Annotated in this window: 23 protein-coding genes (1 of these 23 only partly in view); 11 read left to right on the forward strand and 12 right to left on the reverse strand. The window is 60.5% G+C overall.

Annotated features, from left to right (window positions below; all coding sequences use genetic code 11):
• Window positions 1–133: 133 nt before the first annotated feature.
• From B384_RS0116375 to B384_RS0116395, 5 genes are read right to left on the reverse strand one after another with little or no spacing between them, the layout of a single operon-like run.
• A complete protein-coding gene (locus B384_RS0116375; RefSeq protein WP_019484178.1) occupies window positions 134–883 on the reverse strand; it encodes an SDR family NAD(P)-dependent oxidoreductase in 750 nt (249 codons plus the stop codon).
• A 52-nt stretch (window positions 884–935) separates the two neighbouring features.
• A complete protein-coding gene (locus tag B384_RS0116380) occupies window positions 936–1,715 on the reverse strand; it encodes an SDR family NAD(P)-dependent oxidoreductase (RefSeq protein WP_019484179.1) in 780 nt (259 codons plus the stop codon).
• A complete protein-coding gene (locus tag B384_RS0116385) occupies window positions 1,712–3,055 on the reverse strand; it encodes an MFS transporter (RefSeq protein ID WP_019484180.1) in 1,344 nt (447 codons plus the stop codon). Before B384_RS0116385 ends, B384_RS0116380 begins: the two co-directional genes overlap by 4 nt.
• A gap of 32 nt (window positions 3,056–3,087) precedes the next feature.
• On the reverse strand, window positions 3,088–3,975 hold the full coding sequence (locus tag B384_RS0116390; protein ID WP_019484181.1) for a polysaccharide deacetylase family protein: 888 nt from the start codon (window positions 3,973–3,975) through the stop codon (window positions 3,088–3,090).
• Window positions 3,976–4,029: 54 nt separating this feature from the next.
• Window positions 4,030–5,010, reverse strand: coding sequence for an asparaginase (locus B384_RS0116395; RefSeq protein WP_237715346.1), 981 nt, complete (start codon window positions 5,008–5,010; stop codon window positions 4,030–4,032).
• A gap of 174 nt (window positions 5,011–5,184) precedes the next feature.
• Between B384_RS0116395 and B384_RS0116400 the strand changes: the two genes are divergently transcribed.
• The 6 genes from B384_RS0116400 to fmdA all read left to right on the forward strand — a co-directional run bounded on the left by B384_RS0116400 (window position 5,185) and on the right by fmdA (window position 9,345).
• Window positions 5,185–6,186, forward strand: coding sequence for a LacI family DNA-binding transcriptional regulator (locus tag B384_RS0116400; RefSeq protein ID WP_019484183.1), 1,002 nt, complete (start codon window positions 5,185–5,187; stop codon window positions 6,184–6,186).
• Between the two features lie 78 nt (window positions 6,187–6,264).
• Window positions 6,265–6,585, forward strand: a complete 321-nt coding sequence (locus B384_RS20700; protein WP_019484184.1) for a lycopene cyclase domain-containing protein — start codon at window positions 6,265–6,267, stop codon at window positions 6,583–6,585.
• On the forward strand, window positions 6,582–6,941 hold the full coding sequence (locus B384_RS20705; RefSeq protein ID WP_019484185.1) for a lycopene cyclase domain-containing protein: 360 nt from the start codon (window positions 6,582–6,584) through the stop codon (window positions 6,939–6,941). Before B384_RS20700 ends, B384_RS20705 begins: the two co-directional genes overlap by 4 nt.
• Window positions 6,942–7,097: 156 nt before the next feature.
• Window positions 7,098–7,733, forward strand: a complete 636-nt coding sequence (locus tag B384_RS0116415) for an AmiS/UreI family transporter (protein ID WP_019484186.1) — start codon at window positions 7,098–7,100, stop codon at window positions 7,731–7,733.
• 31 nt (window positions 7,734–7,764) lie between these two features.
• On the forward strand, window positions 7,765–8,055 hold the full coding sequence (locus B384_RS0116420) for an FmdB family zinc ribbon protein (RefSeq protein WP_019484187.1): 291 nt from the start codon (window positions 7,765–7,767) through the stop codon (window positions 8,053–8,055).
• A gap of 33 nt (window positions 8,056–8,088) precedes the next feature.
• On the forward strand, window positions 8,089–9,345 hold the full coding sequence (gene fmdA / locus B384_RS0116425) for a formamidase (protein WP_019484188.1): 1,257 nt from the start codon (window positions 8,089–8,091) through the stop codon (window positions 9,343–9,345).
• Window positions 9,346–9,445: 100 nt separating this feature from the next.
• On the opposite strand, the gene B384_RS0116430 is transcribed toward fmdA, so the two are convergent.
• Window positions 9,446–10,090 (reverse strand): response regulator, encoded by a 645-nt coding sequence (locus B384_RS0116430; RefSeq protein WP_019484189.1) that lies wholly within the window; start codon window positions 10,088–10,090, stop codon window positions 9,446–9,448.
• Complete coding sequence (locus B384_RS0116435; RefSeq protein WP_050995027.1) at window positions 10,083–11,375, reverse strand: sensor histidine kinase; 1,293 nt, start codon at window positions 11,373–11,375, stop codon at window positions 10,083–10,085. Before B384_RS0116435 ends, B384_RS0116430 begins: the two co-directional genes overlap by 8 nt.
• 186 nt (window positions 11,376–11,561) lie before the next feature.
• On the opposite strand from B384_RS0116435, the gene B384_RS0116440 reads away from it, so the two are divergent.
• Window positions 11,562–12,635 carry an ABC transporter permease gene (locus tag B384_RS0116440; RefSeq protein WP_026041254.1) on the forward strand — a complete coding sequence of 358 codons (1,074 nt, stop codon included), beginning with the start codon at window positions 11,562–11,564 and terminating at the stop codon, window positions 12,633–12,635.
• 40 nt (window positions 12,636–12,675) lie between these two features.
• On the forward strand, window positions 12,676–13,383 hold the full coding sequence (locus B384_RS0116445) for an ABC transporter ATP-binding protein (protein WP_019484192.1): 708 nt from the start codon (window positions 12,676–12,678) through the stop codon (window positions 13,381–13,383).
• A 109-nt stretch (window positions 13,384–13,492) separates the two neighbouring features.
• On the opposite strand, the gene B384_RS0116455 is transcribed toward B384_RS0116445, so the two are convergent.
• The 3 genes from B384_RS0116455 to B384_RS0116465 all read right to left on the reverse strand — a co-directional run bounded on the left by B384_RS0116455 (window position 13,493) and on the right by B384_RS0116465 (window position 15,895).
• A complete protein-coding gene (locus B384_RS0116455; protein ID WP_026041255.1) occupies window positions 13,493–14,239 on the reverse strand; it encodes a glucose 1-dehydrogenase in 747 nt (248 codons plus the stop codon).
• A gap of 89 nt (window positions 14,240–14,328) precedes the next feature.
• Window positions 14,329–14,748 carry an Hsp20/alpha crystallin family protein gene (locus tag B384_RS0116460; protein ID WP_019484195.1) on the reverse strand — a complete coding sequence of 140 codons (420 nt, stop codon included), beginning with the start codon at window positions 14,746–14,748 and terminating at the stop codon, window positions 14,329–14,331.
• A gap of 124 nt (window positions 14,749–14,872) precedes the next feature.
• Window positions 14,873–15,895: a LacI family DNA-binding transcriptional regulator gene (locus B384_RS0116465; protein WP_019484196.1), complete on the reverse strand. Its 1,023-nt coding sequence runs from the start codon at window positions 15,893–15,895 to the stop codon at window positions 14,873–14,875.
• A gap of 306 nt (window positions 15,896–16,201) precedes the next feature.
• Between B384_RS0116465 and B384_RS0116475 the strand changes: the two genes are divergently transcribed.
• The 3 genes from B384_RS0116475 to B384_RS0116485 all read left to right on the forward strand — a co-directional run bounded on the left by B384_RS0116475 (window position 16,202) and on the right by B384_RS0116485 (window position 21,404).
• A complete protein-coding gene (locus B384_RS0116475) occupies window positions 16,202–17,182 on the forward strand; it encodes a glycoside hydrolase family 68 protein (protein ID WP_019484198.1) in 981 nt (326 codons plus the stop codon).
• Window positions 17,179–18,408 carry a serine hydrolase domain-containing protein gene (locus tag B384_RS0116480; protein WP_019484199.1) on the forward strand — a complete coding sequence of 410 codons (1,230 nt, stop codon included), beginning with the start codon at window positions 17,179–17,181 and terminating at the stop codon, window positions 18,406–18,408. Before B384_RS0116475 ends, B384_RS0116480 begins: the two co-directional genes overlap by 4 nt.
• A gap of 458 nt (window positions 18,409–18,866) precedes the next feature.
• Entirely contained in the window at window positions 18,867–21,404 is a 2,538-nt protein-coding gene (locus B384_RS0116485) for an NB-ARC domain-containing protein (RefSeq protein WP_019484200.1), read from the forward strand.
• Between the two features lie 457 nt (window positions 21,405–21,861).
• On the opposite strand, the gene B384_RS0116490 is transcribed toward B384_RS0116485, so the two are convergent.
• Window positions 21,862–23,541: a DUF262 domain-containing protein gene (locus tag B384_RS0116490; RefSeq protein ID WP_192813106.1), complete on the reverse strand. Its 1,680-nt coding sequence runs from the start codon at window positions 23,539–23,541 to the stop codon at window positions 21,862–21,864.
• Between the two features lie 140 nt (window positions 23,542–23,681).
• Window positions 23,682–25,014, reverse strand: partial view of an IlvD/Edd family dehydratase gene (locus B384_RS0116495; protein ID WP_019484202.1) — the 3' portion only. Its footprint extends 404 nt past the window's final position; the window shows 1,333 of its 1,737 coding nt (coding positions 405–1,737); its start codon lies off the right edge, out of view — the gene reads right to left on this strand; its stop codon occupies window positions 23,682–23,684.

Genomic DNA, 25,014 nt, shown 5'->3' on the forward strand with positions numbered 1-25,014 from the left:
GATATTCGGGAGATCCCGGCGCCGCCGGGACAGGCTCCGCACATCGCTAGCCCTCCTGCAGGAAATCATCCCGCGTTTAGTTCTTCTTACACTGGGTTTCTTCTACCTTGAGCAAAACACCGTAAGCAGTGGCCTACGGCATCACGTCGCCGCTGTTGGGGCCGAGGGTCTGGCCCGTGTAGAGGTTACCGCCGGGTGACGAGGCGAGCAGCAGCGCCGTGGGCGCCACTTCCTCAGGCGTGCCGAAACGGCCGACAGGCAGCTCGGCCTGCTTTGCTGCTTTCCATTCATCCGAAAGACCTTCGATCAACGGGGTGAAGATCGGCCCGGGCGCAATGGCGTTGACCAGGATTGAATGCGGTGCCAGCTCCAATGCGAGGGCCTTGGTGAGACCAATGACGCCTGCTTTCGCTGCCACATAGTGCGCCAGACCGGTGCCGCCCTTGATGCCTAACTGCGAGGAGATGTTAATGATCCGACCGCCGCCACGCTTCACCATGTGCGGCGCGGCCCAGCGTGCGGCAAGGAAGACTCCGCGCAGGTCCACATCCATCGTGCGGTCGTAAACCTCCGGACTGAGCTCCAGAAACGGGGTTTCGTCGAGGATGCCGGCGCTGCTGACCAGGATATCGATCCCGCCCAGCAGCTCCGCAGCGGCATCCATGGCGGCCTTGACGTCGTCGCTCTCCATGACATCCACCCGTCGTGCTACAGCAGTGACACCCGTTGACGAACATTCGACGGCCACGGCGTCGGCCTGGGCCTCGTCTACATCCAGCAGGAAAAGGTTCGCACCCTCGGCGGCGTAGAGCCTGGCGATGGCCGCTCCAATACCACTGCCGGCGCCTGTGATGACGGCTGTTTTGCCGCGAAGTTGGGTCATGATCGGGGTCCTAACTGCAAATGGTGGAGGAAAGATGAGCGAGCCGGGGCGTCTAGCTTGGCCAGCGGACGGTGAGGCCGCCGTCGACAATCAGTTGCTGCCCGGTGACGTAGGAGGAATCGTCGCTGGTCAGGAACCTGATCGCTCTGGCGGCTTCGTCCACGTGGCCTACCCGGCCCCACGGAATGATCCCGCCGGCCGCGTCCAACCCGTCCTTCCCCAGGGAATTCGTGCCATCGAGTGACTGCGGGCTTTCGATCAGTCCCGGAATCACAGCGTTGACGCGGATCTTCCGCGGCGCCAGTTCGACGGCGAGGGACCGGCACATGCCTAGCAAGCCAGCCTTCGCCGCCGCGTAGTGACTGTGGTCCTCCCAGCCGTACACCCCGCCAGCAATGGAGGAAGTGGCGACCATCGCCCCGCCGTTGTTCATGCGGGCGGCGCAGGAGCGGAAGGTGCGCATTACCCCGGAGAGGTCCACCGCCATCATGTCCTCCCACGCGTCGTCCGTCATGTCCGCAAGTGATGCGCGCCGGAGGATTCCGGCGGCTCCGATGGCGATGTCCAGCCGCCCGAAGGTGTCGAGGGCGGCTTGTGCCATATTCTCTGTGTCCGCGTAGCTGCGGACATCCACCGGCACTGCAACACATGTGGCGCCTGCCGCCTCCACCAGCGCCACCGTGTCGGCGACGTCGTGCGGATCGCTTTCCAGGTAGCCGACCACCGTGTGGGCGCCGGCGCGGGCATAGGCAACGGCAAGGGCCTGCCCGATCCCGCTGGCGCCACCAGAGATGACGGCTACCTTGCCTTCGAGCCCGTCATCGCGGATCATACTGCCGCCGCCGTGGGGGTGGTGTGCTGCGTGACCTTGCGGGTGCCGACCATGCACAGCGCCGAGATGAAGAGCCCGCCGGTGCCGGTGATGATTGCTGCCCACTGCATTTCCAGGCCGAGGAACAGCATCAGGCTCAGCAGACCGGAGCCTGCAATACCGCCCAAGGGGGCCATCACGTGGGCCACGTTGGTACCCATACCGCGAACGTGGGCAGGATAGGACTCGCCCATGTAGTAGAGCAGGGCGGCGTACGGGCCGGTAAGGAAGAACAGGGTCATCGCGTACATGGAGATGATGAATACGTCGCTGCTTGGGCCAAGCAGCATGATCAAGCTGGCGACGCCGCCGCCAAACCAGCCGATGATGACGGTCTTCTGCCGGCCGATGCGGTCGCCGAGCCAGCCGTGAAACACGTACCCGGCAAAGCCAACCGCGTTGGCGAGGACCAGGATCAGCAGGGCGTTTTCGAAGGTTACCTCCTTGGCTTCCACCAGGACGGTGGTGCCCAGAACAGAGAAGACCTGGATCGCAGCCCAGTTGAACAGCCAGGCCAGCGACAGCAGGATGGTGTGGCGGCGCAGCTCCGGAGTGAAGACGTCCTTGATGCCGGTTTTGTGGTGGCTGCCTTCTTCGAGTTCATGCTGGGCAGCGAGCTCGCGGGCTCCCTCGATGTCCCCGGCGGCCTGACGACGGCGAACCTCCTTGATCGCGGCGAAGGTGGGCGATTCAGGCAGGCGGGAGGCCATGACCGCGACCAGCAAGGCCATGACCGCGGCGACGACGAAACTCCAACGCCATCCGATGATTGGCAGCAACAGTGCCGAGAGGCCCGCGGACAGCAGGGCCCCCACTGGCCAGCCACCCTGGACGATCGAGTACATCAGGCCGCGGTTCTTGACCTTCCGGTAAATTTCGTTGAGGTAGACGGCATTGACCACTTCCTCCGACATGGAGAACCCGGAGAATGACCGGATGATGATCAGGCTGACCGCACCGGCGGCGAGGCCGGTGAACCCTGCCGCTGCCGCACCGCCGAGCATCAGGACGATCAGGGCATTCTTGCGGCCCAACCGGTCGATAATGGTGCCCACCGCGAGAGCCACAATGAAAATACCGACGTGAGCGATGGTGTTCACTGCCGTGGACTCGGCGGCGCTCCAGCCGAAGTCGTCAGCGATCACCGGCAGGAGGGTTCCGAAGAGAGTGAAGTCGTACACCGAGATAACCCAGGCGATGAAACAGACCACTGAGACTTTGCGGACTACCTGCGGGGTAATTTCGACGTCCCAGGGGGCGACTTCGACGGGCGGGCTCTTGGGGGTTGAGGTGGAGGTCATGGCGGGATCCTGTTCTGGTGCCGGGTAGCGGGTTAGGGTGCGGTGCGGGGGTAGCGGGCGGAGAAGTCGCGGGCGATCGTCTCCATGTTCACGAACTCGACGCCGTCGTGGCCGGCGATGTGGTCGAAGAGGCGTTCAAGCATCAACAGGTTCTGGGGCCGGCCGGAGACGTCCGGGTGGATCGTCAAAGGGAACACGGCGTAGTCCATTTCGCGGTAGACCCAGTCGAACTGGTCCTTCCACATCTGCTCAATATCGCGGGGGGAGACGAAACCGTGGCTGTTGGCGCTGCCCTTGATGAACATCATGGGAGGCAGGTCATCGAGGTACCAGTTGGCAGGGATTTCGATCAGGTCGGTTTCCTTGCCGCGAACCAGGGGCTTCATCCATTCCTGGGCGGAGGCGGCGTCGTAGTTGATCTTGGTCCACGAGTCACCCACCCGCACGTAGTAGGGGGTGAAGTCGTTGTGCATGAGGGAATGGTCGTAGAGGAAGCCGCGTTCGAGCAGGATCTCGTTGGTGACGTTGGAGAATTCCCACCACGGAGCCACGTAACCCACCGGCTTCTTCCCGGTGCGGGTGGTGAACAGGTCGATGCAGTGATCCAGCACCTCGGTCTCCTGTTCGCGTGACATCGCGATGGGGTTTTCGTGGCTGTAACCGTGCACGCCCACCTCGTGGCCTGCGGCGACGGTGGCTTCGAACTGCTCGGGGAAGGTTTCGATGGAGTGTCCGGGCCAGAACCAGGTCACCGGCATTTCGCGGTCCTGGGCCACCTTCAGCAGGCGTGGCACGCCAACCTCGCCCGCGAAGATGCCACGTGAGATGTCTCCGGGTGAATCCTCGCCGCCGTAGGAGCCGAGCCAGCCACCCACGGCGTCCACGTCAATGCCTACTGAAACAAAAATCTTCTTGGTCATGCTGTTCCTCCTGGATGGGTTGGTGCTAGGTACTGCGGGGGTGGTTCGGGTCGATTAGCTATGGACGGCGAACCGGTGCGGGAAGGTTATCGGGTCGGGATCCGCTGCCAGCAGCAGAGCGGCAAGGATCCGGGATTGGAAGGGGTTGAGGTCGCGGGCTATGACGGCGCCAGCTCGGACCAGGTCTTTTCCACCGCCGTTGCCGTAGGTCGGTATCACCGGACCCCAGGGGGTGCGGCTGCTCAGAATCACCGGCACGCCTGCCGCGGTGAGGTCGGCGACGGCGGCGGCGAATCCCGCTCCGGCGTTACCGATTCCCGTTCCGGCGAGCACTACCGCGCTGGCTCCCGTCGCTGCGGCATGACGCAGCAGTTCCGGTGTGGCGCCTGGGTAGGCGGTGACGATCTCCACGTGCACGTCATCGAACGCAGCGGTGGGCAGCGGTAACGGCTGAAGACGTGAGGGGGCGGCGGTGACGACGACGTCGTCGCCAGCCAGGTGCGCCACCTCCACCCCTCCGGCAAAAGGACTGGCCGCGGTGGTGTGTGCCTTGCGGGCGCCGCGGGCGCTGCGAATCGAACCGGCGAAGGAAATCAGCACGCCGGCGCCCTGCAGGTGCTTGTCCGCCGCAGCAATGACGGCTTCCGTGAGGTTGCGCGGGCCGTCGGGTGAGTCACTGTCGGCGAGATGTTGCGCCCCAGTGAGGACCACGGGCTTGCGGCTGTTGTGCACTAGATCAAGGAGGAACGCTGTCTCCTCCATGGTGTCAGTGCCATGAGTAATGACGACGCCGTCGACGCCGGGCTCGGCGAGTTCGGCAGCGACTTCCTCGGCGATGATCCGCAGATCATGCAGGTCCAGGGAATAACTCCCGACGGTGAGCAGATCCCGGGACGTGACCTGGTGCGCATCGGACAGCGCAGCTGCCAGCGATTCGGTGCTGTCCGAGGCGACGGCGCCGCCGGGACCTTGCCCGCGGGACGCGATGGTGCCACCCGTCCCTAGTATCCGAATCGAAGCCACGTGCTGTCTCACTCCCTGGTTGTCTTGTCCCCGCGTAGGCGAACTGGTCAGTCAATCGATTGCAGCAAACGTATGCCGCAAACGTTTGTGTAGTGCGTGATAGCGATACTATGGGGAAGTAGATGTGAAGCGCAACACATTTCACAACTGTTTACATTGGGCTCATTTTCGACACGAAATGGAAACATGCACGGCACCGTACCCGTCACACTCAAGCTTTTGGCCACCGAGCTGGGCCTCAATGTCTCTACTGTGTCGCGGGTACTGAATGACCCCGCCGGGGTGGAATCGAAGTGGGCCGCCCCGCAAACCACCGAACGAATATTATCGTTGGCCCGGGAGCGCGGTTACAGCCGAAACCCGCATGCGGCGTCGCTGCGGACGGCGCGCTCAGACACTGTGGGTGTGATTGTCCCGCGACTGCAGGACTATGTGCTGGCCACCATCTATGAGGGCATCGATGAGGCGGCAGCAGAGAACGGTCTGTTCGCGGTGGTCGCCAACTCTCTGGACGACAGCACCAAACAGCGTGCCAAGGCCGAGATGTTGCTGGGCCGGCGCATCGATGGATTGATCTTCGGCGACGCGCACCTGCAAGAGCCATACCTCGACGAGTTGGCCGCCCGCGGCGTCCCGCTGGTGCTCGTCAGCCGCACCTCCGGCGACCATGTCAGCGTCACCTGCGACGACTACGCCGGGGGCAGGCTCATGGCCGAACATTTCCTGGCCACAGGTCGGCGCACTTTTGCGTTGATTGCCGGATCCGAGGCAACGTCAACGTCGAGTGACCGTACCGCCGGATTCGTTGATGTGCTGACCGACGCGGGACTCAGAATCCCCGCTGAATGGGTCATACACAACGGGTTTGATCCCGCAGCCGGCCAGGAAGCTGCGGCGCGGATACTGGCGTCCGGCCGGATGCCGGAGGCAGTCTTTGCTGTCAACGACTTCGCGGCAATCGGTGCCCTGGGGGTGTTTCAGGAAGCTGGACTGTCGGTTCCCGATGATGTTGCGGTGGGGGGCTTCAACGACACCCCGCTTGCCGCCGGCGTGAACCTGACGACAGTCCGCTCGCCCATGCACGAGATGGGGCGCCTTGGGCTACAGGCATTGCACTTGTTGATGGCCGGCGGCGCCCCGGAGAGTCTGCGTCTGTCTCCGGAATTGGTGGTGCGCGTCAGCGCTTAGACGGTGGGGAACAATAAGGTACATGTGCACACGATTAGGGGTTGCCGGCAGTAACCAGCGGACGGTTGGCGGGGGAACATGAGTCTGGTCTATCTTGGCGCGCTTCTCTTCTCGCTCGGTGGCTCGGTGCTCCTGGATTGGAGGTTTCGCCTCACGTTCTGGCGGGACGCCCGCAAAGCCTTTTGGACCATGACCCTCGGGATTGTCTTTTTCATCATCTGGGACCTCTTCGGTATCGCGCTCGGGATCTTCTTTCGCGGCGTTACCGACCTCATGACGGGAATTCTTCTCGCGCCCGAGCTGCCCCTTGAGGAACCGTTCTTCCTCGCGCTGCTGTGCTACACCACCCTCAATGTGCTGGGGGCGGTCGCCGTCCGGGAGCGAAAGGCGGCGGCGTGACATATCTAATCCTCAACATCATCTTCTTCATTCCAATTCTGGTGATTGCAGCCTGGGCCTATCGGACGCGACGCCAGCTGCTTCCCAGCCGGCGGGCAATCGGAATCACTCTGATCGTGCTGCTGCTGGCAACTGCGGTGTTCGACAACGTGTTGATCGCCGCTGGCATTGTGGACTACAACCCTGACCTCATTCTCGGCATCCGGCTGGCGCTGGCCCCCATCGAGGACTTCGCTTACACCGTCGGGGCTTGCATCCTGCTGCCGTCGCTGTGGGCACTTGTTCCGGGCCGGGCACCCAACCAGGAGTCCAGCTCCAGCCCGGCACCCCACCCCGGCGAGAGTGGCGGAGGCTAGAAGCAGCAAGCCATTGACAGCAGATTTCCGCCCTACTAACGTCTCCATCACAAGTCCATACCTTTGATCGCTCTCGCCACTTTGTGCCAGCCCTGCGGCTGACTCGAAGTGGCTTCCCTATTTCAAAGTTTCCCTCTTCGTTGTGCGAGGAGTGCCATGAGCAGTGTTGGTTTGTTGTACGTCGGCGCGGTTCTCTTCATGAATGGCCTGATGTTGATTGGGCTGGTCCCGGGCAAGTCCGCGGCCATCCTCAACTTCTTCGTCGGGGTCATGCAGGTAGTCTTCCCGACCATCATCCTCATTCAGTCCAACAACGATCTGGCGATCATCTTCGGTGCGGCAGGGCTGTATCTGTTCGGGTTCACTTATCTCTATGTCGGGATAATCCAGATGACCGGGATCAGCGGCGAAGGCCTGGGGTGGTTCTCCGTCTTTGTTGCAGCCTGCGCCGTGGTGATCGGCATCCTCCAGTTCACCCTGGTGGGCGACCCTGTGTTCGGGGTGATCTGGTTGACGTGGGCCGTCCTCTGGTTCCTCTTCTTCCTCCTGCTTGGCTTGGGGCGGGATTCCCTGACCTTCACCACGGGCTGGTTCACCATCTTCGTCGCGCACATCACCGGGACCATTCCCGCGTTCTTTCTCCTGACCGGCAGGTACGAGACAAATGACGGGTACGCCGTCCTGGTAGCAATTGCTGCCGCAGCCGCTCTGGGCGCAGCCTTCTTCCTGGGCCGCCGAGGCATCCCGCGGGGCAAAGCGTCGCAGGAAAACCAAGCCGTGGCGCCTGCGTAGGAAACAACCCACAGAAAGGACAGCCTGACCGATGCCGATCTACGAATACCGGTGCCCCGAATGCAGCATCTTCGAGGTCATCAGCCCGATGAGCGCGGCCTCCGATCAGCAACCCTGTCCTACCTGCGGCGGCGCCGCCCGACGGAAGATGAGCGCGCCCAACCTGTCCAAGGCCGGCTCGTCGGCCTTCCAGCTCATTGATTCATCGGAACGCAGCGCCTCAGAACCGGCGGTGGTCAGCGGGGCGTTGCCGTCCAGGTCCAAACGCAAGAGCCAGCCCTACACGACCAATCCACTTCACAGTAAGCTGCCGCGTCCCTGACCCACGGTGTGCGGCCAACCCAGAGGAGATGAAATGCCCGACGTCATATTTCCACTCGACTCCGCCAAGAAGTTCGAGGATCAGGAAAAGATTGGCCACAACCGGTGGCACCCGGAGATCCCTCCAGTGGCTACGGTCAAGCCGGGTGACTCCTTCAGGGTCCACTGCCGAGAGTGGTTCGACGGCGCGATCGTCAACGATGACTCCGCCGACGACATCCTCAACGCACCCCTGATGACTGTCCACAAGCTCAGCGGCCCCTTCGCCGTCGAAGGCGTAAAGCCCGGCGACCTCCTGGTCGTCGACATTCTCGACGTCGGACCGATCCCGCAGGAAGACTCCGGTCCGTTGGCGGGGCAGGGCTGGGGGTACACCGGCATCTTCTCGCGGAACAACGGCGGCGGCTTTCTCACCGAGCAGTTTCCCGACGCCTATAAGGCGATCTGGGACTTCTCCGGCCAGGTGGCCACCTCACGGCACGTACCCGAGGTCTCCTATGTGGGGCTGATCCACCCGGGCCTGATGGGAACCGCTCCATCCGCCGAGCTCCTTGCCAAGTGGAACAAGCGCGAGGGCGACCTGATCGCCACCGATCCCAACCGGGTACCGCCGTTGGCCCTCCCGCCCGAGCCGCAATTCGCGGTGCTCGGTGGCCTTCCGGCGTCGGAGTTTGATCGGGTTGCGGGGGAGGCTGCCCGCACAGCGCCGCCCCGGGAAAACGGCGGCAACCAGGACATCAAGAATCTGTCGAAGGGGACCAGGATCTTCTACCCTGTATTCGTGGACGGGGCGAACCTGTCACTGGGAGATCTCCACTTCTCCCAGGGCGACGGCGAAATTACCTTCTGCGGTGCCATCGAGATGGGCGGGTTCATCGACCTCCGGGTCGATGTCATCAAGGGCGGAATGGAAACCTACGGGGTGAGCGAGAACGCCATTTTCATGCCGGGCATCGTCGACCCCCGCTACAACGAATGGATTGCGTTCTCCGGCACCTCGGTAACCCTGGATGGGAAGCAGCACTATCTCGACTCCCATCTGTCCTATCAGCGGGCCTGCCTGCACGCCATCGACTACCTCACCAAGTTCGGCTACAGCCCGGAGCAGGCCTACCTGCTGCTGGGGTCGGCGCCGATTGAGGGCAGGCTGTCCGGTGTGGTGGATATCCCCAACTCCTGCTCAACGGTGTACCTCCCGACGTCGATCTTCCACTTCGATGTCCGCCCCTCGGCCTCCGGTCCACATCAAATTGATCCCGGGATGGGGGCACCGAAGTCGCACAACGTGTAACTCAACGTCCGCAGACTGCCGGTGCCAGTGGGCGGGGACGCCACTGGTGCCGGTATTACGGGCCCTGCGTTGGTCGGCAGTAGGCAATCCGCGACAAACCTTAGGTGCGGATGACTCGTTGTTTCCTCGCAGCGGAAATAGCTGCTGTGCGGTTGTCGACGCCTAGCTTCTCGTAAATGTGGACGAGGTGGGTTTTGACCGTGGCTTCACTGATGAAGAGGTCCTTGGCAATTTGACGGTTCGTCATTCCGGTCGCGAGGAGACCAAGGATTTGCACCTCCCGGCTGCTCAACGAGGGGGCGGGATTTTGGATCCGCCCCATCAGCCGGGCTGCCACCTGAGGGGCGAGCGCGGTCTGGCCTGCCGCGGCGGATTGCACGGCCTGGCGGATTTGTTCCGGCGGCGCGTCCTTCAGCATGTATCCGCTGGCCCCGGCCTCGACCGCGGCCATGATATCGGCATCCGAATCGTACGTCGTCAGAATGAGCACGGGTGGTGCGGAATCGAGCTTCCTGATTTCCCGGGTAGCCGTTACACCATCCATTCCAGCGCCCATCTGCAGGTCCATGAGAACAACATCCACCGGCTCGGCCAGACTCGCCGCCCGGCTGAGGGCAGATAACGCTTCGGCCCCGTCGGAGGCCTCCGCAACCACCGTGATGCCTTCGAAATCGCTGAGCATGGCTCTTAGCCCGGCACGAACCACTGGGTGATCATCGACGAGGAGAACCCTGATCTCAGGCATGAGATTCTTCGATGTCGAAAGGGGCCAGGGGAAGACGGATAGCGACAACTGTCCCTTCACCAACGGTTGACTCAATGTCCACCACCCCACCCATGGAGGTGACCCGTTGGCGCACAGATTGCAAGCCGAATCCTGTGCCGTCGGACCGAAGCGGCGGATCTGAGAGGGTAGCCGGGGCGTCGAATCCGGTGCCGTTGTCGTAAACATCCAGGGTGACATCCGGTCCGAGGAACCCGAGCGTCACGACGGCGGTGCTGGCCTGGGCGTGCTGATCAACGTTGGAAAGGGTGGATTGGGCGGCTCGCAGGAGGGCGACTTCATACGGTGGGGGCAACGGGACAGGTTCGCCGTCGAGCTCAAACCGGCACCTCAGGGGTGAACCGTGTGCTGCGGCCTGACGTTCGGCCGTGGCGCAGATTCGGCGTAGCCGGGTCACGAGTGAGTCGGCGTTGGCATTGTTGGAGCTCAGGCCGCGGACAAAACGTCGTGCTTCGTCGAGGTTCTCTGAGGCCGTCACTTGAATGGTGCGAATTCTTTCCTGCGTGAGCGCGGTTGACCCGGCCTCGAGCGACGTTTCAGCGGCGCGGGAAATCAGAACGATACTGGAGAGCCCTTGCGCCAGGGTGTCGTGAATTTCCCGAGCCAGTCGCTCACGTTCAGCGAGGACCCCCGATTCATGTTGGGTTCGGGCAAGGGCCGCTCTGGTGTTGCGTAGTTCATCCAGTGCTCGGCGCTGGTTGACTCCCTCGGAGTAGAGGCTTTCGTAGACCATCGCCATGACCACGGCAAAGACGGCACCAAGCCCGGGCCCGATAATCATTGCCGCATGCAGTTCACCACTGTGGTTCCATTGGGCCGCCGACACCGCGCCGGTCATCAGGAGGACGGCAACAATCGCGTGCCTGGTATGAAGCAGATGAAGGTGAAGAAAAAACAGGGGAAAAGCGAGCCACGAAAAGTCTGCGCTGAGCACTAGAAGGACCAGCCAGAGCAAGGTCACACTGGCCAGCCAGATCTTGCTGTAGCGACGAGGTTCCAACCTCCAGGGCGGTATCTCTCCGTCAGCCACGCGCTTCTCAGCCAGTGTCCCGGCGAGGTAAAGCGCACCCAGAACGGCAGAAATCATGATGACCATCCAGCTGGCCGCCCGCTGGGGTGTTGCCACTGTGCTGACGGTGCCGACAACGAGGAGTGTTGCGAAACCCAGATGAAGGCTCACCCGCAGCACTTTCAGTACCGCTGCTCCGGTGTGAACCTCGGGCACCGGAGTAGTAGGAGCGGTCATGTGTCCAGCTTATCGGGGCGATATCCGGCGGGCATCAACCAAACGATTGATCGCAGGGTCATCCCCTCCATGTCAGCCAATCAACCGTGATCACGATGTGCCGGCAGGCAGTTCACCTCAGAGTGGATATAGGCCCTCAGAGGCTACCGACCTACCAGCTCACCTGCACCGAAAGAGGAACAAAGCATGTTTTTAGCACTACGAGATATTCGTTTCGCCAAGGGACGTTTTGCCCTGATGGGATCCGTAGTTGCACTGATCACTCTCCTCCTGGTCATGTTGTCCGGTCTGACCGCCGGGCTGGCAAATCAATCGACGTCTGGGATCGAGCAGCTCGACGCTACAACCATCGCGTTCGGCGCTCCCGATGGCGATGAGCCGAAAGCTTCCTACACGGAATCCCAGGTGAGCGCCGATCAGCTCCGCGTCTGGCAACAGGCTGACGGAGTCCTGAAGGCGGAAGCCTTGGGCATCAGCCAGGTTCGGATCCAATCCGGGGGAACCTCCAACGCCGCGGTTTTCGGGGCCGTCCCGGATGGTGCGCTTGCTCCGGGCCAACTGCGCGCCGGTAGCGTGGTTGTCAGCCGGCAGCTATCCACCGACCTGGCGCTCGCTGTCGGGGATACCGCCAAGATCAACGGCACCGATCTCCAGGTGGCAGCCATCATCGACGATCAGTGGTACAGCCACACCCCGGTAGTTTGGACAACCCTGACGGATTGGCAGAACCTCTCGCGAGTCTCTGACCCGAATGTCATCGGAACGGTCATCGCCGCCACTTACGACGACGCCGCGGGCCAACTGCCAGACATCGACGGTGCGGCCCGAACCACCAGTACGACGACGACGGAGAGCTTCGGCGCCCTGGCCTCCTTCGGATCGGAAAACGGATCACTGAAGATGATGCAGGGTTTCCTCTACGGGATTTCGGCTTTGGTGATTGTCGCCTTTCTCACCGTGTGGACAGTCCAGCGCACCCGCGACATCGCTGTTCTCAAGGCCTTGGGTGGTTCCAACAAATACATCCTCGGTGACGCGATGACCCAGGCAGCGATTGTCCTGGTTGCGGGCGCCAGCCTCGGAGGGGTCTTGGGGTTGGGTGGCGGATTCATCGCCGTCCAGGCCGCACCCTTCACGATCTCACCAGCCACCACTCTCGTCCCGATCGTCGGCATCGTTGTGCTGGGTTTGGTCGGATCAGTGCTGGCGGTCCGCCGCGTCACCAGGATCGACCCGCTGATCGCCCTCGGCGGCAACTAAAACCATCGATAGCCTTTCACCGAGCAAAGAGGGACACCCAATGAACGCAAACAACACACCCGCCCTGAATCTGGTCAACGTGACCCTTGAATACCCCGATGGCGACTCGGGCACCCTCAAGGCCCTGGACAACGTCAACCTGGCAGTCGCCGCCGGAACGATTACCTCACTGGTCGGACCGTCGGGCTCCGGTAAATCCAGTCTGCTGGCGGTCGCGGCGACCCTTGTCCGCGCAACTAGCGGGCACCTCGCTATCAACGGAAACGACGCCACTGCGCTGACCGATCAGGACCGAACAACACTGCGCCGCGAGGAGGTGGGCATCATCTTTCAACAGCCCAACCTTCTGGCATCGCTCACGGCCATGGAGCAGCTCATCATCGGAGAACACCTGCGTGGCACCGCGCCCCGAGTGGCCCGCCCCCGGGCAATGGAAATGCTCGACGTTGTTGGCCTGTCCGATGCTGCCAGCCGCCGCCCACATCAACTATCCGGTGGGCAGCGTCAGCGGGTCAACATTGCCCGGGCACTGATGGGAGAACCATCAGTGCTGCTAGTCGATGAACCCACGGCGGCCCTGGACCATGAGCGATCCGATTCGATCATCCGGTTGTTGTGCAGCATCACCCGCGAATTCCGGGTGGCAACCGTCATGGTCACCCACGACACCGAATTCGTTCCGCTCACCGATGCTGTAGCCACCATGCGTGATGGCAGGCTCTCCGCATCCGAACTGATCGCATCCTAGAGACTGCGTACACGACGGTGGCGCTATTGACTAGGCGAGCTGATTGAAACGGATGAGGTTGCCGGCGGGGTCGCTGAGGGCGCAGCCGCGCACGCCGGCAGTGGATTTTTCAGCTGCCATCGGCGGGGGTAACTGTTCCGGCGGTGTCCCCACCGTCGATGACGAACTCGGCTCCTGTTACGAAGGACGATTCGTCGGACGCTAGGTAGAGGACAAGGTTGGCCACTTCTCCTGGGTGGCCCACCCGGCCGAGTGCGACCCGGCTCATGTCGATGGGCACGTTTTCGGTCATGGGTGTGGAGATGACACCCGGATGAATGGAGTTGACCCTGATTCCGTAGCGTCCCAGATCAAGTGCGGCGCTCTTGGTGAGCCCGCGCACACCGAACTTGGAGGCGGTGTAGGCCGAGATCGCCTCATAGCCCCGGATCCCGGCTATCGACGAGATGTTCACTATCGAAGCGCCCCTGGACCGCTTGAGTGCTGCGATTGAGGATTTGATCCCGATGAACGTGCCCGTCAGATTGATACCGATAACCCGGTCCCACTGCTCCAGCGTGTAGTCCTCAATGGGTGCGAAATCCACGACGCCGGCATTGTTGATCACCACATCCAAAGCACCGAACATCTCAACGGCAGCGCCGACTGCTGCTGACCAGTCCTGAGGGCTGGTCACATCCAGATGCACGTAGTGAACCCCGGAGCCTATCCGTTCCGCGGTCTGCTGGCCTTCCGCGTCGAGGACGTCCCCGATGACAACCTTGGCTCCTTCGCCATGTAAACGGGCAGCCACTGCGGCTCCGATGCCGCGCGCACCCCCACTGATCAGTGCCACTTTGTCGATGACGCGGTCCATGTCACGTTCCTCTCGGTTAGTCAGGTGGTTGTCGGCGTCGGTAAGGTTGCCGACGTCGTGCACGGCATAGGCGGTGCGGGTTTCCCCGGTCAGCCGCGGCTGATGGGGACCTTCTTCGGTGCGGGGGCCTCAGCGGGTTCTTTCGGTACCGGTAGGCGTACTTCGAGTACCCCGTTGACGTACTGGGCCTTGATGTCTTCTTCCTTGACCCCGGCGGGAAGCGGGACAGTGCGGCTAAAGGAGCCGTAGCGGAACTCGGAGTGATAATCGTCCCCGTCTTTGTGTTCCTCATGTTCCCTCCGTTCGGCACGGATGTTCAGGAACCCCTCGTCCAGGGTGATTTCGATGTCCTTATCGGGATCGACGCCGGGCACTTCTGCCTTGACTACCAGATGGTCGCCGTCAACATATTCTTCTACGCGGATCGGCGACGCACCCCGTTTGGTATCAAACAGGCGGTCCATTGAATTGAGCAGGTCCAACGGGGACCACCTCGACAGGTCAGACATGGCAAGTCCTCCAGAGCTAGGAAGCGCGATAGTCCCTGCAGGGACCTATGGTCCTCCAAGTAAAGACCTGCCAAAAAAGCCTCGACAGGGACCAAAGCCCTGACCTTCAGCCTTCGGGGAGCGGCTAGACCTGCCGGATGGAGGCGCGCACGATGACAGGCATCTCCACGAGATGCTCGCCGTGAGGAGCCGTCCCGTCCAGCAGTAGTTCGACGGCACGGGCGCCCATTCCCTCGTGCGGAAGGGCTATCGTTGTCAGCCCGGGACGAAGGTACGAGGCGATTTCGTCGTTATCGAACGAGACGATCGAGACGTCGTCGGGCACCCGGAGCCCACGCTCCGTCAGCGCTTGATAGGCGCCGAAGGCGAGGGGGTCGTTGAGGCACAGCAGCGCTCGCGGGAGGACAGGTTCAGCGAGGAGCGCCTCCACCGCGGTGAACCCCTGCTGGGGTGCCCATTCCCAAATCGATTCCTCCCGCTCGAAGGTCAACCCGCGGTCCTGCATTTCTGCCCGAGTCCCCGCCAGACGCCGTGCGACGGTGGTCGACCGGAAGACATCCCGCTCGATCTCCTGGCTGTGGCCCAGGAGGACAATGCCCTCGCGGTGGCCGGCGTCGGCCAGCAGTGACACAGCCGCTCGTCCACCGCGTTCCTCATCGGGCAGGACCGACGTCGAGTGGCTGTCGCTGGTGGCGTTGAGCAGTACCAGGCGAGTGTTATCCGGGAGGACGGGAGCCACCACTTCCCGGGAACGCATGGTCGCGAAGACGATGCCGTCCACCTGCCGATCCAGCAGCGCGGCAATGGCTTCGGTCTCGCGGGTGGGGTCACCGCCGGTCTCGGCCAGCAGGATGACGTGCTCCGCCTGTTCGGCGGCGGCCAGCGCTCCCTTGATCAAACCGCTGGCGAAACGCGTGGACGCGACGGTGTCGGAGATGAACCCGATCGTTTGGGTCTTATCCACCCGGAGGCTGCGGGCCGCCACATTCGGTCGGTACCCTAACTCCGCTGCGGCGCGGTGGACGCGGTCGCTGGCGTCCTTGGACAGTCTGGTGTCCGGGCGGCCATTGAGAATCATGGACGCAGCCGACGACGACAAACCGGCCCGACGTGCGACGTCGGCAAGGGTCACACGCCTGGTTGTCATTAGTTCCTCCTGCTCGATGCTAGCTCTCCATAACGACTTGGCAAACCACTTGCATAATCGCTGAATAAGCTCCAAGCTGGGTGCTGAATGGATTTAGCATTCATCACTATGGATCTCCTGAAGAGAATCGTCGACGAAGGAGTCACCTATGAATTCACCACAACGGCGCCCTGGCCGCCGTCGACCCGTTGCCGTAGTAGCCTTCATGGCCGCCGCCTCCCAGCGCCAGTTTGTCCGCGCCCTGCTTCAGGGTGCCGTCAAGGGCTGACGCCGCTTCACTTCCCGCTTCAACCAAGGATCATCACCATGAGCTTCACTCTCGCCGACCACTGGGTCTGGGATTTCTGGCACGCCGACGACGGCGACACGCACCACCTCTTCTACCTTCACGCCCCGAAGTCGCTGGGGGATCCCAATCTCCGGCACCGGAACGCCCGCGTGGGGCACGCCACCTCGACGGACCTGACGACGTGGGAGGACCACGGAGTGGTGCTTGAGCCGGGGGAGTCCGGTTCCTTTGATGGCAGCGCCACCTGGACCGGCAGCGTAGTCCGCGGTGACGACGGGGTGTGGAACATGTTCTACACCGGGTCGCGGTTCCTGTCCCCGGATGCGGTGACCAATGTGGAGACGGTCGGCCGGGCTCTCTCTTCCGATCTTTCGTCCTGGGTTAAGCAGACCGACCCCATCTCGGCGGACCCGCGCTGGTATGAGACTCTCACCGATGCCACCTGGCATGAGGAGACATGGCGCGATCCGTGGATCCACCGCGATTCCACCGGCCTGTGGCACATGCTCCTCACCGCACGATCGCGATCGGGCGTTGGGCGGGACCGGGGCGTCATCGGTCACGCGACGTCAACCGATCTCGAGCAATGGACCGCCCAGCCGCCGTTGAGTGAGCCGGGTGCGGGGTTCGCCCACATCGAGGTGGTTCAGCTGGTGACCATCGAGGGTCGGCCAGTACTGCTCTTCTCCTGCGATACCGGACATCTCGCCGGAACGCGAGAAGCGGACGGAGTGCAGGGCGGGATCTGGGCGCTGCCCCTCGCATCGGATTCTCTGGCTGGTCCCCTCGACACTGCTGCTGCAATTCGACTGACCGACGAGGACCTCTACGCTGGCCGCGCGGTGCAAACCCGATCGGGGGAGTGGGTGCTCCTGGCGTTCGAGAACGTTGATAGGGAGGGAACCTTTATCAGTGGTATCTCGGATCCTTTACCCTTGTCCTGGGCGACGGATGGATCACTTTCAGTTTCAATTGCACGAGCAAAGGTCAGCGCGTGAGCGAAAAGCACGGTATTCATGGCTCAGTCGATGGGCGCTTCGCCTCGGTGCGGGACGCCTTTGCAGCCGCCTTCGAGGGCAAGCCCCGGATGGGCGCGGCCCTGGCGGTCCACCACCAGGGAGAACTGGTGGTTGACCTGTGGGGCGGAGTGGCTGACGCCCGCGATTCCACACCCTGGACCAGCGACACTTCGACGGTCGTCTTCTCCTGCACCAAGGGGATCATGTCGATCCTCATCGCCCGCCTCGTTGAAGCCGATCGGTTGGACTATGACAATCCGATCACCGACATCTGGCCGGAGTTCGGCGCCCACGGCAAAGACAAGGTCACCATTGGTGATGCGCTATCCCACCGCGCGGGAGTATCGGCACCCCGACGGTCAGTAACCCTTGAGGAAGCGCTCGACTGGGACACCATGACCGGCTTGATCGCCGGGCAGGAACCCTTGTGGGAGCCCGGCTCCGGGTACGGGTACCACGCGCTGACGCACGGCTGGATTACGGGCGAGATTATCCGCCGGGTCACTGGAAAGATGCCGGGTGAGTACCTGGCTGACACCCTCACGGGACCACTGGGCGCCGACCTGCGGGTGGGCGTCCCTGCCAACGAGCAGGCCAACGTTGCCCACCTGGAGGCAGGTGAAAGTCTCCGCGAGTTGGTCCAAATGCAGATTGCTGCCGCCGAGCCCGGAGTCATTGACTGGCCCATCCATGCGATGACGCTGGGGGAGGCCTTCCCTCAGGAACTGGTCAGCCCGAACTCCGGTTTCAACCGGTCCGACGTCCGGGCTGGTTTGTTTCCCGGAGCTGGCGGCATCGCGACCGCCCGCGGGCTGTCGGCTGCCTGGTCATCGGTCATCCATGACACCGCCACCACCCGTCGACTCGACCCGACGGTTCTCAAACTGGCCACCGAGGCACGAAGCGAAGGAGCGCCGGTGTTCCCTGCACCCGCTCCGTGGCCTCGTTGGGGAGCGGGTTTCCAGCTCGATTCCGAGGCACGGCACTACGTCTCTGCCGACGGGTTCGGTCACGACGGCGCTGGCGGGCAAGTCTCGTTTGCTGAACCGGAACTGGGTCTCAGCATCGCCTTCGTGACCAACTGGATGGTAGCCGGCGATTACCAAAGAGCCACGAGCATCGTTGACGAGCTACGAAAAATCCTACAGGGCGAGCGAAATTCCGGCGCTAGGGGTACTGAATATACCCCGCAGTCTCCTACCTAGATAATCCAGATACATAAGGACCTTGAACGCTGGCAGGCGCCATCTGTACAACTGCTTCTGGACTGGTTCCCGACCGGCTTTCGCCTTCCGCGTTATGTGTAGCTCGTGATGTCGGTCGCAATCGACAGATGCGTAGAATGATGGAACCGCCGCTTTAGATCACGGTGAATCTGGGGAATGGCCGACTGTTGAATCTATTCAGCTCGACGGAGATCTTTTTCAATATACGGGCTCGCTGCGGTATCCGTCTTCGCCCTTCAGTTTGTGACATAACGCGGAGGACGCGCAAGGCGCACAAGAGGACGGGATCTCCTAGTAGGCGAGCTACAGGCCTACCAGTTCGGTGTCATTGACTATGGCGTGTTGTATGGCTATAAGTGGGACGAATGAGCCGAATTGCTACTTACACCGACAAAAGGCTCCTTCCGCTGCTCAATCTCGGATGGTAATCTCACATCATGTCAAGTGTTTCGAGCCGGACAGCCTATGTTCTTTTAGCCAGCGTCGAGGACGAATTTCGTTCGATCGTTGATCATTTTGCTAAGGAGCAAGACCCACGTGCCTTGGTGAGTGAGGACCTCTTCGAGGCCGCAAACGAGCGCCGAGCACGCGATGGTCTCCAAAACCCAGCGCAGAACTTAGCGCAGATATTGCCGTACCTCGATTTTCATGACAGTTATGAGCTTGCCAATTCCTTGGGGAAATCGCTTCCAGCCGAACTCCGCGAAGGATTGCAAGGATTGTCTACTGCGGTAGGAAAAATAACTGGCATAAGAAACCGAGTCGCTCACAATCGCCCCCTAGACGTGGATGATTTGCCAGCGGTGGTGGACTTTGCTCGGGATCTGTCGAAAATTGGCGGTTGGCAATGGGCGAAAGTCAGGGAAACCGAAGAGGAGTTAAATTCGGACCCAGGGTACATATTCCGCGCAGCCGCTCAGCTTATTGTGGATCCGGATTCCTCCGTGGCTAATAACCTCCCGACACCGGACTTCGACGAAACCTCTCTTCTTGGCCGGAAGGACGAACGTAGGCAAATAATGCGTGCGCTTAGAGGCTCTTGGCCAGTCATTTCGATACTGGGAGACGGAGGGATTGGCAAGACCGCTCTCGCTCTTCAGGTCTGTTACGACTTGGTGGAGCAGTCCTCGTGTCCATTTGAAGCCATTGTGTGGGTCACAGCGAAGAATGCTCAGTTAACATCAACAGAGATTATCCGGATTGAATCGGCCGTGGAGGACTCACTAGGTCTGTTTGCATCGGCGACTGAGGCACTCGGTGGCACTGGAGACTCTAGTCAAAGTATCGACGAACTGCTAGGCGTTCTTGAGAGCTTTCCTACACTGCTAGTACTCGATAACGTAGAAACGGTGCTGGACGAGAAATTTCCCCAACTCCTTCGCGACATACCGCTCGGTAGTAAAGTTCTGATAACCAGCCGTATCGGTGTTAAGACCGAGAATCCATATAGGTTGGCCGGTCTTTCGTTGGATGACGCGGTCAAGCTAATCCGGATACTGGCTCGGGCGCGGGGAATCGATTTAGAAGCGATTGCCAGGCACGAGGATCTCACTGATTGGGCGCGGAGCATGAACTGCCATCCGGCCTACATTAAGTGGTTTATATCGGGCCTTCAATCTGGTCAACTACCTGAGCGACTGCTAAGTGATAACGGGCTTGTCCTTGACTACTGTATGTCAAACGTATTCGATTATTTGGGCCCAACTGCCAAAGCGGCGCTTCGGGCAATGTTGGTAGTCCCTGGCTCCCATACGATGGCCGAGCTAGCGTTTCTAACAGATTTGGACTCTTCGCAGATTCAGCAAGTTGTGCTTGAATTAACCACTACAAACTTCGTGACGCAAGTTCGGAGCGGGGCATCGGGCACTGCTCTGGAACTAAGTGATTTCGCCCGATCTTATCTTCGCCGGTCTCTTTCAATCGACGGAGGCGAAAGGCAGCTACTGACTGAGAAGCAGAAACAGCTTTACACGGTCGGTGGTGGTCTTAAAGCCGCTCACGCACTCTATCCCTTCAGCGCAGATACCATTGATGTACGTGGTGTAGGCGATTATTCGGCGGCAAAGCATCTGCGTGAAGCACTCGACTTTGCCGACCAGGGAAGAATCGAGGAAGGCCTTCGTCTTTGCGCGGAGGCAGCGGAGCTAGCGCCTGGCTACCATGAGGCGGCAAGAGTAGAAGCATACTTGCACGAAAGGTCGACCAATTTTGGCGAAGCGTTTGAGGCATACTCTCGGGCTAAAGATCTCGCGCCCGAGGATTCCTACGTTGCTTATTTCTTCGGGGAGTTCCTGGTCCGTTCTGGATTCAATCCCTCTTATGGGCTAAGGGAGCTTCAGCGAGCCGCCAATCTTGAACCAGAGTCGGCGTTACTGCAACTGGCCATCGCAGATGCCCATTTAAGTTTGGGGGATCCTCGGTCAGCCATGGATGCCGCTGCGTACGCGGTTGGTGAAGTGACGCCGACCACCGATAAGATAAATGCGACGTACGTGCTGTGGCGTGCATCTGCCTTTCAAGTCCAAGCGCTTTCGCGTGAACAGAACTGGGCCCAAGCAGCTGAAGACGTCGAGTTCGCGGTCGGTGCTACGCAGGACCTGAGTAATGAAGATCTTTCCTTCGAGACCCTTGATTTTATGTTATGGATTGAAGGAATGGCTCGATCAGGCTCGGTGGAGTGCGCGGAGAACTACATAGCTTCACGTCTCGTAAACCTGGGCAACCAATTGCGCGACGGGCGAATGCGCGTTGACTCTGAACATGAACACAGAGCGATAGGCACAGTCACACATGTGGACCAGAAGGGATTCGGATTCTTGCGTTCGTCGAGCGAACAGCACTATTTTCACGCAAGTGGGATGTGGGACCGTCGCCTTTTCGATGACCTTACGGCCGGATCTATAGTGGCCTTTACGCCAGGGGATCTTCCTACGGAAGGCAAGCCACATGCCCTTTCCGTGAATTGGATAGGGTGAGGGGTTGCTAAACGATAAAAAAAGCCTCGATTGTTTTCTGTCGCTGTGTCGCTAAGTGCCCGCGAACTTTGTGGTCGGGGAACGATTACGCGTTTCAAGCGCCTAATCGTCGAGAGGGCTTGCATGATTATTGGATTCAAGCGAAGTATCCGCTGATTCCAATAAAGGCGGTATATTCATCCCGCAACGTTGGATTGCGATTTCCCAGTGTACTATACGGAATCACACCCGTGCGGCTCCGGCAACACCTTTTCTAGGGCGAAACCAAGGCGGCTTTTGTCTCCTTACGGAGCAAAAATGGAACTTCAGATAGGCGACCGAATGGCGCACGGGATGAGCGACCTGTCAGCCTGGGTCCGAGGGACCCTAGTTGATCGGATCTCCTGTCCAATTTTGGAAGCCTGTAGTACGCGTCCGTTCCGGAAACCAGATGATGGTCAGAGCTGTATGAAAATAACTAAATGTCGACGACGGCTAGAGCGGCAAAAGATTTTGTCCGTTCACGAATGACTTTTGGCGTCCACTCGGTCTCGGCGACCGCTTGAAGACTTCGTGGGTATTCGGATATGCGGGGCTTTAGATATGTGTTTCTTTTTAACTCAAAATCTTTATTTTGTGCAGAAGAATTTTTGCTCCTACTCAATAATACGAGGTTCCCGGAATTATGTACTAGTTCGTCAATCTCCGATTGTGAAAAAGTTGACTTCCATTCACTATCTGGAGCAGGCGACTGCGGGAGTACGTGCTCTATCGAGCGGGCTGTAAATTCACGTGGCGAGTCCAGTTCAGTTGAGGCGATCTCTGCCCGTAGTAAGAGGTACTTAGCGTATCCAGTTCCGTAGAAGTTGGCGTTTTTACAGGCGTCTCGAATGGCTTCTGTGTTCGGTTCAATGTTTTCAGCGACTGCCCGGCCAAACTTGCTACTTTCGATTGACTTCAAGATTAAAGTGTAGGATGAGTATCTCTCGTCTTTTCGGATGCTGTTGACCCAGTGTCCTAGATACATTTGCTCGAGTTTCAGTAGAAACTGGTACATCCCAGCTTGCTTATACTTCATCGCGTACAAGAGTATGCATGCCCGCCACTCATTTGCTCGGTACTCCGAAATCATAGAATAGGTCAGAGTCTTATATTTGGCGTGGTAATCGGTGTCAATCATAAAGTCGCGGGTTACGAAAAGGGACTCGTATAAATTGACGTATGTTTCCAGCGTATTTATGAAGTTCGTCCCTCTTGTGGGGCGGTTTGGTTTACTAAAAATTCGTGTGTCGAACTCATGGAGAAGGTCGCCCTCAGGCTTTTCCTGAACGTATATAAGCCGGAGGGAGTGGAACAGGCTTTCAAACTCGGCTTCGCCGATACCTTCTTCAAGATCCTCCCACTTTCGTGCGTACTCATCTCGGACTGAAGGATCTGAGATTGCAGAGGGACTAAGGTTAGCGGCCTTGAGTATATCGATTCTACGTAGCTGCTTGCCTCGATCGTTCACTACGGTGAACAGCCGGAAGGCGTCATCGAAGGTGTTCGCGGCAAGATAGATTACGACCACCCTGCGAATTATAAATTCTGCTAGTCCCTGCAGTTCACCGACACTCAGCTCTGCCAGTTTCTCGCTGAAAATGCCGGTTGCCTCAAGATACCTCCTCTCAGTACTTCCGAGAATTGAAGGAGCAGGTGAGGCGGCCCTAGTTCCGTTGTGGGTGCATACGATCCGATGGTAGGGTGCGCTGTCGCGGACGGATAGCCTAACCCTTGCCGGTATTCCAGCAAACGTGCGCTCGGGTTGCATTAATAGCTCTTGTATTTCTACCGGGTTACCGCCGATATGGTCCCGGAGGCAGGCGAGAAGAATCGACAGCGCCGTTAGGCGTTGCTGTCCGTCGACAACATCGAAATTGTTTTCTGATGTTTGGTGTAGTACCAAAGTCCCCAAAAAGTAGTCGCTATCCCGTTTGGCGGCAATAAGGTCGTCAATTAGATCCGAAAGATTGTCTTTGTCCCACGAAAAGGGCCGTTGATAGTTTGGAATCGAGAAGAAGAAGTCAGGACCGAACAACCTTCCAATATTTATTGTGTCATTCTGTAAGGTCGCCATCTGGGCTCCTCTTATCTGGCTGAATTCTTCGGGGTCGTTCATCGACCTATGGTCTTGGTTCATCCTACGGCATGGAGATCTACGCGTGGTTAGTGGAATTCTCGCGGATGTAATCCAGGTCTGTACTCTGGTGGATCTCCAATCGCGAAGGTTTATAGGAGGAAAGGTTTGCAGTGTAAGAGCTAGCCCTGCAGGAAGCGGAAATCGCAGCCCTCGTCCGCCTGGGTGACTTCGGTGACGAACAGCTTCCGATAGCCACGCTCCGGGACTACGGGTGCCGCAGGACCCATCGCCTCTTCACGCCGCGCTAGTTCCGCATCCGACACTTCCAGCTGGATCAGCCGACGGCTGACACTCAACGTGATCGTGTCGCCGGTCTGCACCAACCGTATGGGCCCGCCTACCGCTGACTCCGGCGTCACATGAAGGACCACCGCGCCGGCGGCGGTGCCGGACATCCGGCCGTCCGAGATTCGCACCATGTCGCGGACCCCCCGGGCGGCAAGCTTCTTCGGGATCGGTAGATATCCGGCCTCGGGCATCCCTGGTGCGCCGACCGGACCGATGTTCTTCAGCACCAACACAGAATCGGCGGTGACGTCGAGATCGGGATCATCGATCCGCGCGGCCAGGTCTGCCGTGTTCTCGAACACCACAGCGGGGCCGGTGTGCTCCAGCAGCGCAGGAGAGACAGCTGCCTGCTTGATGATCGCCCCACCCGGTGCCAGGTTCCCCCTCAGGAACGCGAGGCTGCCCTCCGGGTAGACCGGGTTGGACAGCGGACGGATGATGTCCTGCGGGAAACCTGGACCGGCGTCGTCAATCTCCTCACCCAGCGTTCTACCGGTCACGGTCGGCACATCCCGGTGGATCAGCGAACCCAGTTCACGCAGCACTGCGGGAACGCCGCCAGCCCGATGGAAGTCTTCCATGTAGTACTTCCCGGACGGTTTCAGATCCACCAGCACGGGCGTCTCCGTGCTCATCCGGTCCAACTGTTCCAGTGACAACCTGATCCCCAACCGACCGGCAACCGCGGTCAGGTGGATAATCGCGTTGGTGGAGCCGCCGATGGCGAGCAGCACCCGCAGCCCATTCTCGAACGCCTCCTGGGTCAGGATGGTGTCCATCTTCGTGCCGGCCGCTGCCAGGGCAACCGCCTGCGTCCCGGTCGCCTCGGCGATCCGCACCCGGTCGGCGGTGACGGCAGGAGCCGACGCCGATCCCGGCATCGCGATCCCCATCGCCTCCGTCAGGCACGCCATGGTGCTGGCCGTACCCATCACCGAGCAGGTGCCGACGCTGCCGACCAGCCGCGAGTTCACGTCGTCGATCTCTGGTTTGGAGATCTCCCCGCCCCGGAACTTGCCCCAGAACGCCCGGCAGTCCGTACACGCGCCCACCCGTTCGCCCCGGTAGCCGCCGGTCAGCATCGACCCGGTCACCAGCGAAATCGCCGGCACCCCCGCCGAGGCAGCACCCATCAGCTGGGCTGGCACGGTCTTGTCGCACCCG

It is taken from the genome of Arthrobacter sp. TB 23, assembly GCF_000294595.1.
Taxonomy (GTDB): Bacteria; Actinomycetota; Actinomycetes; order Actinomycetales; family Micrococcaceae; genus Arthrobacter_D.